The 11847-nt window shown below is 47.4% G+C and carries 10 protein-coding genes; 3 read left to right on the plus strand and 7 right to left on the minus strand.

The features are described from left to right. Positions 1 to 48 precede the first annotated feature (48 nt). Positions 49 to 1623, minus strand: coding sequence for a DUF4335 domain-containing protein (locus QUA36_RS03750; protein ID WP_333455644.1), 1575 nt, complete (start codon positions 1621 to 1623; stop codon positions 49 to 51). Positions 1624 to 1689: 66 nt separating this feature from the next. Next, on the minus strand, positions 1690 to 2295 hold the full coding sequence (locus QUA36_RS03755; RefSeq protein ID WP_333165329.1) for a DUF3038 domain-containing protein: 606 nt from the start codon (positions 2293 to 2295) through the stop codon (positions 1690 to 1692). A gap of 384 nt (positions 2296 to 2679) precedes the next feature. Between QUA36_RS03755 and QUA36_RS03760 the strand changes: the two genes are divergently transcribed. Both QUA36_RS03760 and QUA36_RS03765 read left to right on the plus strand, forming a co-directional pair. Further along, a complete protein-coding gene (locus QUA36_RS03760; protein ID WP_333044298.1) occupies positions 2680 to 2892 on the plus strand; it encodes a helix-turn-helix transcriptional regulator in 213 nt (70 codons plus the stop codon). After that, positions 2885 to 3433 carry a hypothetical protein gene (locus QUA36_RS03765; RefSeq protein WP_333455646.1) on the plus strand — a complete coding sequence of 183 codons (549 nt, stop codon included), beginning with the start codon at positions 2885 to 2887 and terminating at the stop codon, positions 3431 to 3433. Before QUA36_RS03760 ends, QUA36_RS03765 begins: the two co-directional genes overlap by 8 nt. Here the strand turns inward: QUA36_RS03765 and QUA36_RS03770 are convergent. Together QUA36_RS03770 and QUA36_RS03775 are read right to left on the minus strand one after the other, a co-directional pair. Then, entirely contained in the window at positions 3396 to 4337 is a 942-nt protein-coding gene (locus QUA36_RS03770; protein ID WP_333455647.1) for a DNA methyltransferase, read from the minus strand. The two genes, QUA36_RS03765 and QUA36_RS03770, sit on opposite strands and share 38 nt — an antisense overlap. A 159-nt stretch (positions 4338 to 4496) precedes the next feature. Continuing rightward, positions 4497 to 7199 (minus strand): endonuclease MutS2, encoded by a 2703-nt coding sequence (locus QUA36_RS03775; RefSeq protein ID WP_333455767.1) that lies wholly within the window; start codon positions 7197 to 7199, stop codon positions 4497 to 4499. 466 nt (positions 7200 to 7665) lie between these two features. Here QUA36_RS03775 and QUA36_RS03780 point away from each other — a divergent pair, with 466 nt between their 5' ends. Next, positions 7666 to 8937 (plus strand): ATP-binding protein, encoded by a 1272-nt coding sequence (locus tag QUA36_RS03780; protein WP_333450735.1) that lies wholly within the window; start codon positions 7666 to 7668, stop codon positions 8935 to 8937. A gap of 282 nt (positions 8938 to 9219) precedes the next feature. Here the strand turns inward: QUA36_RS03780 and thrB are convergent, their stop codons facing one another. From thrB to QUA36_RS03795, 3 genes are all read right to left on the minus strand, one after another. After that, a complete protein-coding gene (gene thrB / locus QUA36_RS03785) occupies positions 9220 to 10152 on the minus strand; it encodes a homoserine kinase (protein ID WP_333455648.1) in 933 nt (310 codons plus the stop codon). 89 nt (positions 10153 to 10241) lie between these two features. Next, positions 10242 to 10733: a tetratricopeptide repeat protein gene (locus QUA36_RS03790; protein WP_333455650.1), complete on the minus strand. Its 492-nt coding sequence runs from the start codon at positions 10731 to 10733 to the stop codon at positions 10242 to 10244. 3 nt (positions 10734 to 10736) lie between these two features. After that, positions 10737 to 11303, minus strand: a complete 567-nt coding sequence (locus tag QUA36_RS03795; protein ID WP_333455652.1) for a Uma2 family endonuclease — start codon at positions 11301 to 11303, stop codon at positions 10737 to 10739. Between the last annotated feature and the right edge of the window lie 544 nt (positions 11304 to 11847).

Genomic DNA, 11847 nt, shown 5'->3' on the forward strand with positions numbered 1-11847 from the left:
TTAGCAATTAACCGGGATTTCCCATTTCGACAATGTGTTTGAGAGCGTTTAATCACTCTCTTCCAAAAAGGTTTGTACTCGACCGTTTGGTCTCAAAACAACTCGAATTTTCGGGTTTTTCCCATTAGAAACGGCAGAAACAAACGGCTCGCCGGCTAATGGCATATTAGTTTGCTCGATATAATCTGCTGCTGCTTTTCCCATCGGCATAATACTTTGAACTGATCCATTTTCATCGATCAGCACGCTGTATTCCAAAGTTTGTTCCATTCCTTCAGGAGGCTTCCAGCGTTCCTCAAAGTAAGTTCTAGCTTCTGAAACTTGAGGAATTGTATCAAATAAAGTGCGGTTTTTTCTGCTGGCCGCCACCTGGTTGTTATCCTCAGACTCCGCTGGCGGTTGAGCGTCCTCAAGAGCTGGGAGTTCGGTACTGGCGGGGGGGACAATCGGCTCGATGGGGCTGGGGAAGGGCTGCGGCGGGGGAACGGGAAATCGGGAAGCAGACAGGGAGGGCGGCAGGGGGGGCGGTACGGCGGGAGCTAGTCTCGGCGGTAGGGGGGGCAGCACGTAGGGTACTGGTGCGGGTGCTTGGGGGGCGGAAATGGGCGCTTCTTCGGGGGCGGGAATAGTGATTGTTGACCCTTGAGGGAATGCTGGGGCGCTCTGTGGGGCGCTCTGTGGGGCGCTGGCTGCGCTGCCATTGGCGGGAAATAGCAGGGGTGGCTGCTGGATGGGGCTGGGTTTGTTGGTGGGGGAAGTTGGGGCGAGGGCGATGGGAGGCAAGCTGGGGCTGGGGGAGGCCGCAGTGTTGATGGGCGGGGGCGGCAGCGGTGGTAAACCGGGTTTGGCTGCGGGTGTTGGTGCTGGGGGTGTCGGTAGGGCGGGAACTGGACTGGGGGAGACGCCTGGAGCTAGCTGGGGCTGTCCTAGATCGGGGGCTGTGGCGGTTTGCGGGGAGGTGGCGGTTCGATCGAGCATTTTGATAGTTCCTGTCGTCAGGCCGGCGCTGGCGACCAGCAATGCTGCCACCTTGAGCCAGGGTGAGGACAGCGGTTGTCGGGACTCACGGTTGAGGTTGGGAAGCGCCATCACTTCGGCGGCGCAGTCATCTAGTGCTGTGGCCAAGTCAAACAGTTGCAGGGTGCTCAAGGAAACTACTGGCCCGGATTCTGCGGCGCTCAAAGAGCCTAAAAACAAGTTGTGGGCAAGCAAGCCGCGGGGCTCTAAGCGGGGGGGAACCGGAAGGTAGGCTGTGTTCGGGGCGGATGTTGCTAGTTCGGAAGTGTGGACGGCTCGATCGAATATAAGGGCATTACGCGCGACTTCTGGCGAGTCTGGCCCTGCAGCGGTACTGCCGATTTGAGAGTTGAGGTTGCTTTCCCAATCGCGGGATTCGCCGAGCAAGTTTTGGACGTAATTGCTAACAGCTTCGTGGAGGGTTTCGAGTTGAATTCGATCGCCCCTGAGAGTAACGTGTTCGGTATCTGGCAGCCTGGGGTCATCGAGTCGCAGCTCGAAACTTAAAGATTTAAACACCGGTTGGCCCGCCCAGCGAGATAGAGGCGAACTTTTGGCTGTAATTTCCAGCGTGCAAGTGGGGGGCGTGTACCGTTTGAGAACCATAGCAGAAAGTCTGTTGACTGTTGGCTGTTGACTGTTGGCTGTTGACTGTTGACTGTTGGCTGTTGTTTAATTTTTAGCGCGGTCTAGAAGAGCCAGCCAGAGGCGGCGGTGGCCGCCGGGACTGCTGTAAAATAGCAAATCGATCAGGAGTTTGAGTGCCAAATCAGTCAACTCTCGGGCCGATAAATTTTCTGCATCTTCCATGCGCGAGCCATAAGTGTTGCTGAACCTGTCAATATAATCTCCCAGCAAAGCGATTGTGTGAGGTTCGCGGTTTTGCTCTGCCATTTGTTCGAGCAAAGCAACAGCGCGGCGGATTAAAGCTTGGTGCTGTTTTGCCAAATGACAGCTTATCAAAACGAGCGATCGAGCTTCCTCCACATCTAGTTTTTTGCGCCCTCCGTGGCCTTTCCGCAGCGGGTTAGATTGGCGCAGCCGCCACAAAGCTACCCGATCGGCTACCATTGGCTCTAAATTCAGTTCGGCTGCTACCTTGAGCATCGCCTCTGAGCCAATTTCTGCCAGTGCTTCTAGGGCTAACAGGACTAAATCCAGTTGGGCTTTAATGTTGTCCAACTGGGTAGGTTCTGGTGCTTTTTGGGTCAATTCTTCCCAGTTGGGAGATTGGCCCGTTTCGTTTGTGGGAGCGGAGGGCTTTACGGTCGAGCGCATGGCTTCAGCACGGGAAATTAAGACTGGTTGAGGCAGGATATCAAACAGTATGCAGTGATTAAAGCTTTGCGGCCTGTGGGCAACAGCACATCTGTTAATTTGTCTCCATAGCTCGTTGCTTTGATTCCGGCAATCCTAACTGCTGGACGGAGTTGCGGGTGAAAAGTTGCGGTTTCAAGTTCGATCGATCGCAATCCGCAAAACCCATATATTTTTACCCCTAACCATCCTACGCCACAGAGTGACCGAAATCAAATCAGTGCTTTGAAACGATCGGGACTTATATCAATGCCAACATCCTAGCGCTCTCGAATGCTACTTATAGTCTGTCGCTACTTATAGTCTGTCAGATTATAGTTGTCATTGCTTCATCTGGCGCGATCTATGGATATTACGGAGCAATTTGGTAAAAAAGTTAGACATTTCAGAAAGCTCAGAAATCTTTCCCAAGATCAGCTTGCAGAACTATCTGAATTACATCGCACCTATATTGGTTCAGTTGAACGAGGTGAAAGGAATATAACGCTGCTTAATGCCAGCAAAATAGCCAAGGCATTATCCGTTAGTCTAGCTGAACTGGTAACTGCTGATGACTGAAAGAAGACTAGAGCAAATTTTAGCAAGATACCAAAACTCATTTACAGAAAAAATTTATGCAGAAGAGAATGAAGAACACGATATTTTAATGGATGTGTTTGGTCTTTCTCCCCTAATAAAAAAAGAAAATAGGCAATATTGGGGACGTGAGTTAGGTATGTGTTGGCAATTGTTAGTTACTGAAACGTGTAAAACCTATTGCCGTAGCTTTCAGCCAGCATTTAAAGTTGGAAGCGATGAGCCGTGCGATCTGATTGTTGATGGGTACGCAATCGATACAAAATATCGTATTGGCTCAGGAGACTCTGGAACACTGAAAAAGTTCAAATCTTATGGCCCACTACTTCGTACTTATAATTACGAACCCATTTTTTTAATTCTCAGACAAGATAATTTGCCCGCAGCTATTACAGCGTGCAAAGTAGGGACTTGGAAAGTTTACACGGGGGACGATTCGTTTGAGTTTATACAAACAATAAGCGGGTTTGATTTAAAGTCATTTCTTATTGGAAAAGTGGGAGAATTCCCTGTATACCGCTGAAACTATCAAGGCGCTTGTTGATAATCTCTATGTAGTCCGATACTATTTCAATGCCAACATACCTAATGCCAAATTCTTGCGCCGCAAGCAATGTGGTTCCAGATCCTGCAAAAGGATCGATTAGAATAGAATTTTCCAAACGCGGTACAAATATTTCGACCAGCTTTCTCATTAGAGCGATTGGTTTAACTGTGCAGTGGACGTTAAACTCCTCAGTTTTCTCACGCTGTATACCTTCTAAAATATTTGACTGAAAACCACCGAACTGATCTTTAGTATAAAATAGACCAGTACCATACTCCTGTAGAGTTTCCAAGTAATTATTGACCAGTGGTTTTTGAAGTACGCAGATTGCTTCCCATTCGTTCCTCAGACAACTGTGCCAACCATCCCATTGTTCAGAATTTTCATATCCTTTCTTCTCCAACTGTTGTTTGATATTGACACCTTTAGGAATACCACTCGATCTTTTATAAACAAGAATATCTCTCGCATAGAAACCAGCACTTTCAAGTGCAACTTGTACGTGAGCAACAGTCCGCGTGCTGTTGAAAACTAAAACTGTCGCACCCGGTTTGCAGATCCGAAAAAGCTGCTCACCCCACTCAAAGCACCACTTTTCATAATCCAGAGTGTTGTTACGATTCCTTTGATACCATTTTTCGTTTCTGACTCCACCTGCTAAACCACTGCCATAGGGAATGTTTTTAACAAGGGTTTTATTTCCCTTGCCATTGACTCTTTCAATACGCCTTTGAATTTCTGAGTCATCCCATTTATGACCAATAAATTCATAATTATAAGGTGGGTCAGTGATACAGGCAGAAATATAATTTTCTGGCAATGTCTTCATCACTTCACGACAGTCGCCAACCAAAACTTCATTTGAGGGAGTTTTTTTCATTAGTCAGGCAGTTACTAAAGTGGGAAAGCAACTCTTAATTATTCCACATTTGCAGTATAGTATCCATTCCGGTTGCATCAGTATAATATGTTCCTTGCGACTTGTTTTGCTGCAGACAACTATATAATTACGAGTCAACCGGAAATGCGTAAATTTTGATTATTTCAAATAAACCACCGTCACACCTGCACCTCCTTCTTTTTGACTGGCGAGCTCAAAGCGGGAAACCTGCGGGTGAGAAGCGAGGAACTCGTGAACCCCGCGCCGCAACTGTCCCGTACCTTTGCCGTGAATTATCCACAGCACTCCGTATTCCACTGCTTTGGAAAGAGCTCTGTCTATTTCGATTTCCGCGTCTGAGACTCTCGCACCCCGTAGGTCGATCGAATTATTAGCAGTGCGAATGGCGATTTCGGGATTGGGTTTTGCAGGTTCCGACGCTGCTTGCTTAGCTTTAGCCGTAGCGAGTGCTTGTGCTTGGGCGGCCGCCTTGGCTAATTGAGCTTTGGTTTCCGGTTTTTGACCGTCGAGAGATTCAATTTCTCCCAGTTTCACAGTCATTTTCATAATCCCAAACCGAACGCTCAACTCTTCGTTAGCGTCGGGGCCGCTGAGGACTTCGGCGGTTTGACCCAAACTGGGAATGCGGATGCGATCGCCCACTTTCGGCATAAAACTCGGTTTGGGTTTAGCCGGTTGTTGCCGAGAAGGCAGGTGTTTTTGGGAAATTTGATTTAAGGTTTCTGTCGCTTGTTGGGCATTTTGAGCCGTCTGGTTGCCCGACTGCAAGCGACGAATGATTTGAGCAATTTCTGATTTTGCCGAGCCTATCGCCTCATTTACTGCCACTTCCTGAGCTATTTTTAGTTCTCGCTCCCGCTCTTGCAAAGCGGCTGCTTTTTGAGAAACTTCTCTGTGCAGTTTTTCGGTTTGGTGTAGCAGTTGAGTTGCTTCTCTGGCCTTGGTTTCCTGTTTTCGGCGCTGTGCTTCGAGTCCAGCAATCACTTGATTGACATCTTGAGACGCTCCCCCGACATAGGTTTGAGCTTCTTCGACAATTTCTGCTAGCAAACCGAGTCTTTTGGCAATGGTGAGGGCGTTGGAACGTCCGGGAATTCCCCACAGCAAGCGATAGGTTGGCTGCATGGAATTGTCGTCAAATTCTACTGAGGCATTTTCAAAGCGGGAGTCTTGATATTTAAGGGCTTTGAGTTCGCCAAAGTGGGTAGTTGCAACTGTTAATAGGGAATGTTGGGCGAGGTATTGCAACAGGGCGATCGCCAATGCACTGCCTTCTGAGGGGTCTGTACCGGCTCCTACTTCGTCTAACAAAACTAAAGATTTGGGAATTGGTAATTGGGAATTAGTATTTGGGATTTGGGGTTGGGGAATTTGTAATTTAGGTTTGAGAATTGGGAGAGCAGAAACTGTGCTCTGTGTATCTGTGACTTCTTCGTCTTGCTGTTGGGAATTAGTAATTGTTAGGTTTGAATTTTCTTCCCCTTCAGCCTGCGATTTATTGCCTAAAACTTCTAAAATGCGGCTGATGCGGCGGATATGGCCGGAGAAAGTAGACAAACTTTGCTGCAAAGATTGTTCGTCACCAATATCAGCCAAAATATTGTCGAACCAAGGCAATTCTACGGGTTCACGCGCGGCAACAAACATTCCTGCTTTCGCCATTAAAGCTGCCAATCCCAAGGTTTTGAGGGTGACAGTTTTGCCGCCAGTGTTGGGGCCGGTGATGGCGACGACGCGGATGTGCGGCCCGATCGTTAAATCGACCGGCACGACTGGAAAACCTTGCTCGTGCTGTTGCTGCCAAACTAATAAAGGATGGCGCAACTGGCGCAAGGTAATTTGCGATCGCAGGTTGCGAATTAATAATTGAGTGTTTTCTGAGTTTTCCTCATCTTCTTTTTCCTCTTTTTCCTCATCTTCTGTTTCGGGATTTTTTGGTGCTAATTCTGGCTCTCCCAATTCGATAAATTTCGGCGGATTTGCTTGCAACCAATAACTATAACGCGCTTTAGCGGCGGCTAAATCTAAAGTTGTAACTACCACCACCAATCTGTCTAAATCGGGTTTTACTGCTGCGACTTGCTCGGTGAGGGCGCGGCGGACTGCTTCTTCTTCGGCTTGTTCTTGCCTGAGCAACTGCCGCATTTGGTTGTTAAGATTGACTGTGCTGTGGGGTTCTACGTAGAGTGTCGCGCCGCTGGCCGAGGAGTCGTGAACGATGCCCGGTATGGCATCTTTTTGGGGAGCTTTGACGGGAATTACAAAGCGTCCGCTTCTTTGGGTAATTAGCTGTTCTTGTACGGCGTTGGATTGGCGCTGCAAAATCCCCTGCAATATTTGATAAATGCGATCGCGCAACTGTCGCATTTGAACTCTAATTCCTGCTAATTTAGGAGTGGCTCTGTCTGCTACTTGAGCGCGATCGTCTATACAGCGATGGATTTCTTGCTCTAGTTCGGGATAAGTCCGCAATTGAGCTGCCAGTTCTTTGAGCGTCGGCACATCAGCCTGAGAGTCAATTATCCGGCGCAATTGCCTTGCTCCGGCGAGGGTAGTAGCAATTGCCAGCAATTCTTCGCCGCTGAGCAAACCTTGCAGTTCGGCTCGCTGCAGAGAAGTGCCGATGTCTTGGATTCCTTCAAAACTCAAAGCACCGCCAGCGCGGCTCTCTAACTGATAAGTTTCCTGAGTTTGGGCTAGGAGTTCGGCTGTTTGAGCTTGAGTTGCCGGGATTGCGAGGTCAAGGGCGGCGGCGACGCCGAGTTTGGTGGCCGCGAAGGTAGCCAAGTGCTGACACAGGCGCGGCCATTCTAATAGTTCTAGTGTTTCGGCTTGAATCAAAGTTGAGGTGGTGTTGGTAATTGGCATTCTCAGGCGCTGACCGAGAAGGTGAATTTAACGATACTATTAATTGATTTTAAAGTTTTTTATTGTTTCCTGGCGCAATTTGAGAAAGTATCTGCGATCGCCCTCAGCAGTCTTTCGGCCGAAAGCTCTGATGTAACATTAATTACGAAGGAGAAAATTTGCATTTTTGCATTACCCGTCTAAAATTATACATTCTCGTGATACCAGTCCCCAAAAAATATGCAACTTTAGGTAAGCTCCCAACTATTATTATACAGTAAGTCATTCCCCATTTTTTACTCTAAAATATAAAATCTAAAATGGTATGAGCTATTTTTGGTTTTGAGGAAGCGGGCATCGGTTGTTTTTTGATGGAATTGAACTATTTTGGAATTTTAAATCTGTCAGCGCAATTCTGGCGGTTGTATCCTAAAAAGTAATTTGTAGAGTTGGTAGAAGTATGGCAAAGATTCTGGCGATCATCGGGGATACTGTGACTTTTCAAGTTGTCCAAGAGTTACTCAGCCAAGAGGGACATCAGGTGAGAGTCGTTCCCGACGACAAGGAGGGTTTAGACTTGGCGAGGGAATTTTCCCCCGATGCGATAATTTGCGACGGGACTTCCCCTCAAATCAACTTTTTGGAGGTGTGCCGGCTGGTGAAAGCCGATTCCCTACGGGATAGCTTCGCTTCACGAGAATTGGCGGCAGCCTATTTTATTCTGCTGACAACACCGGAGCAATTTGATGAAATTCAAGAATTGGATGCGTCCTTTGACGATTTTCTGTTTAAACCGATAGTTAAGCAGGAATTATTGGCGCGGGTGCGCGCCTCTAAGCGATCGCACGAGTTGAGGGCGCGGTTCGAGTTAACCCAGCAAGAATTGGATCTGTCGCGCGATCGAATGCTGCAAAATGAAAAAATGTCTAGTTTGGGCGAATTGGTGTCTGGGATAGCCCACGAAATTAACAACCCTATTACTTTTATTTACAGCAATCTAACTCACGTCCAAAGCTACGCGACCGATTTAATTGAACTGCTGCGACTGTATCAAAAAGAGCTAGTCAATCCCGGATCGGAAATTCTGCAAAAGCAGCAAGATATGGATGTGGAATTCGTACTCGACGATTTATTGAAAATTGTGAGTTCCATGCGTACTGGGAGCGATCGCATCCGCCAAATAACCTTGTCGCTACAGGATTTTTCCCGCAGCGATCGATCGGGCTGGCAGTTATTTGATGTTTCCGACGGTTTAGAAAATACTCTGTTGTTGTTGCAGCACCGCTTGCCGGCTCGCGAGGGAAGGCGAGACATCAAGGTGATGAAACAATTCGGCAATTTGCCACAGATTGAGTGCTATGCAGGTCTGCTCAATCAAGCTTTTCTGAATATCATCAATCACGCGATCGATGGTTTGGAAGAGTCGGCTCAAGACTTGGAAGAGTTGGAATCCATCAAATTTAAGCCTGTGATTTTGATTACCACTCAGGTGGTCGATGCTCAGCGAATTTCGATTGAGATTGCTGATAACGACATCGCACATAGCAAAGATATCACAGCCCAAATTTCTGATCCCTTTTTGGGAGCAAAGCCTGCGGAACCACCCATATCATCGGGACTTGCTCTCAGCTATCAGATAATTGTAGAACAGCACAAAGGAGAGTTTAAGTGTTTTTCCGAACCGGGTAAAGGCACTAAAATTCAGATAGAGATTCCGCTGCGTCACAGTTAATTAACAGTATTTACCGTTGGTGGGGGCGGGTTTTGAAATTGTTGGTTTTAGCCTGAGATTATGCTGAATCCGCCCCTACAATGACTGCATTTTTTTTAAGGTAAAATTTTGTAGAGGGAATGGCAGAAGTTATCGACAAGAGACTTGAGTTGATATTCAAGAGATTTGAAGGAGAGAGGAAGAGAATAGAAATATCAATATTTCCATGGAGAGGGGCAACCACGGAAGATTACCCCTACAAAACATGGTTATGTAGATGTTGGGTATCCAGGAGTGGAATAACTAAAGGGAGACTTGCGCGCCTTGAGTATCAAGACCGATCGCCCTTACCTCAGCCTTTACCCCAAATTCCATCCAAGCAGCCGCCATCGCTTTCTCAACAGCAACGGCGTTAGCCACATCCGTTAAAGCTAAAAGCGTTGGCCCGGCACCGCTAATTACCATTTCATAGGCCCCTGCATTCAGGGCAGCTTGTTGCACCGCTTCATATCCCTTAATCAGAGATTGCCGATAAGGTTGGTGAATTTTGTCTTGGAGGGCACAGCGCAGCCAGTTTTCATTGCCAGTTTCCAAAGCCCGCACTAGCAAACCGAGGTGTGCAGCATTAAAAATCGCGTCAGCCTTGCTGTAATCTGCTGGCAAAACTTTGCGGGCTTCGGCTGTAGACAGTTCAAAATCGGGGATGGCTACCACGGGCACAATATTTGGATGCCAGGGAATATCGCAAATTTCCCAGGAACCGCTTGGTGTATTGCTAGCAGCGAGGCGACATCCTCCCAGTAAAGCGGGGACAACGTTGTCGGGATGTCCTTCAAGTTCGATCGCCAATTGCATCACTTCCACCTGACTCAAAGGCGCACCGGCTAACTCATTTGCACCGACTAACCCACCGACAATAGCTGTGGCGGAACTCCCCAAACCTCTAGCCAGCGGAACTTGCATATCTATATGTATCGCTACAGGGGGCGGCGATTGGTTGAGGCGATCGTATAACTTAAGAAAAGCTTGATAAGCGAGATTGCTGTCATCTGTCTTGACTTTGGCGGCTTCTTGGCCTGTAACAGTAATTTTTAGTTTCTCTGTTGCTGAGGGTTCGAGTCGGGAGAATTGGAAGCGGTTGTAGAGGCTTAAAGCTGCGCCGATGCAGTCGAAGCCGGGGCCTAAGTTGGCGGTTGTAGCGGGTACGGTAACGGTGACGGTGGAAGTTTCGGGCATTTTTTGAATGGTGGATTTGGAATGTTTAACCGCAGATGAATGCGGAGGAACGCCGATCGCAGGTATTATACTATGTTTTCAAAAGCACTCTATTCTTGCAGCATTTCAAGATGCTTGATGGCATCTTGATAATCGTTGGTATTGCCATCTTTTTGATAGAGTTCGGCTGCTTTATGATAATCGGCGATCGCCCCGTCTTTGTCTTCTAAGAACTCGCGGACTCTGGCGCGGTTGTAGTAGGCGTCGCCGTAGTTGGGGTTAATTTCAATTGCGCGATCGAAATCCGCTTTAGCTGTTTGATAGTCTTTGAGATTGCGGCCGTGGATGATGCCGCGTTTGTTGTAGGCTTTGGCGTAGTTGGGGTTGAGGCGGATGGCTTCGGTGTAATCGGCGATCGCCCCTTGAATGTCTCCTGCTTCTGATTTTTTTAAAGCGCTATTGAATAAGTCTTCAGCGGTATTTTGAACAATAGTTCTTTGAACTATTAAAGCTGAAAATTCAGCAGAAACAGCAGGGGATACATTACCCAAAATAGTCAAGATTCCTATAGTAGCAATTAAATTGTAAAATGATGATTTCATAATTTAGGCAAAAATTTGAGCGACAGAACAACTAAAACCGGGTAACAAAGGGGAAGTTAGTTCATCATTGCTCAACAACGTAGCAATGAGCCTTAAACTTGCTTGTTCCCTGCGATAAACTTCTATTTGCTGCAATTGCCAATTCACAACCCAGTATTCCTGGACTCCTCGCACTGAATAGAGTCTGAGTTTCAAATCTCGATCGCGTCTCTGATTGTCTGCACCGGGGGATAATACTTCAACAATTAACTCGGGTGCGGCGGTTAAATGGCCGGCTTCGTCTAGCAAGATAGCCAAGCGTTCATTGCTGGCCCAAACTACATCTGGAATGACGTTATCAGCGTCCGTAAAAATAAGACCCGGATTGATGGCGGCTCGTCCCAAACCAGTAGACATCGACCAAGTATCAAGGCAAGAAAAAAATCTGCCACAAGTCTGTTGATGACCCCAATGCGGTGATCTAGTCACAAATAACTCTCCATCAATAATTTCGTAACGATCGCCGTTATCGGGCAATAGTTCTAAATCGGCGGTAGTCCAGCGTACTTTATCAGATATTGTCTGGTTCATAAGAAAACTCGGTAAGTGGGAAACGAGCGAGGCTTGAGCCTAGAGAGGAAAACGACTCGGCGATTTCAATCGCCTTGAATCCCCTTACGGGGTAGAGGGGTATGGTTGCCCCTCTGGTGAGGTATGGTTGCCTCGTTCTCATGAAGGAGTAAAGTTCGCTTTGCCAAGGTTATAAAGGCTTTTTGCGCTTGCAGCACTGTTTCAGTGACTTTAAAACTGTTTAACTACAAGCGACAGAGCGGAAAACTAGCGTCGCATTCTCCGGTGTCGTGACCTAAATAACGTAGTCAGTGAAGACTTAGGCGGGTCAGTACAGCTTGGTTCGATTTCTCTTACAAGCTCAGTCCCTTTAGGGCTGAGTTACTGACACAAGCACTCTTGATAGGTGATACAAACATTCTAAACGATCGAGCTTCTACACGCTCCACGGCTTGACACAATCGGGCTACACTGACTCTCGCTTTTTGCAGGCGTAACTCAGAATATTGAAACCCGCCTGGGCGCGGGTTTCGTTTTTGTAGAGGCGATTTCGCATCACCAAATT

The organism is Microcoleus sp. Pol10D4 (genome assembly GCF_036701555.1).
Lineage (GTDB): Bacteria > Cyanobacteriota > Cyanobacteriia > Cyanobacteriales > Microcoleaceae > Microcoleus.

Coding starts and splice junctions, on each gene's coding strand:
- QUA36_RS03780 (WP_333450735.1), top strand. CDS start 7,666: ATGGCAAAGATTCTGGCGATCATCGGGGATACTGTGACTTTTCAAGTT.
- QUA36_RS03755 (WP_333165329.1), bottom strand. CDS start 2,295: ATGCGCTCGACCGTAAAGCCCTCCGCTCCCACAAACGAAACGGGCCAA.
- QUA36_RS03760 (WP_333044298.1), top strand. CDS start 2,680: ATGGATATTACGGAGCAATTTGGTAAAAAAGTTAGACATTTCAGAAAG.
- thrB (WP_333455648.1), bottom strand. CDS start 10,152: ATGCCCGAAACTTCCACCGTCACCGTTACCGTACCCGCTACAACCGCC.
- QUA36_RS03790 (WP_333455650.1), bottom strand. CDS start 10,733: ATGAAATCATCATTTTACAATTTAATTGCTACTATAGGAATCTTGACT.
- QUA36_RS03765 (WP_333455646.1), top strand. CDS start 2,885: ATGACTGAAAGAAGACTAGAGCAAATTTTAGCAAGATACCAAAACTCA.
- QUA36_RS03795 (WP_333455652.1), bottom strand. CDS start 11,303: ATGAACCAGACAATATCTGATAAAGTACGCTGGACTACCGCCGATTTA.
- QUA36_RS03770 (WP_333455647.1), bottom strand. CDS start 4,337: ATGAAAAAAACTCCCTCAAATGAAGTTTTGGTTGGCGACTGTCGTGAA.
- QUA36_RS03750 (WP_333455644.1), bottom strand. CDS start 1,623: ATGGTTCTCAAACGGTACACGCCCCCCACTTGCACGCTGGAAATTACA.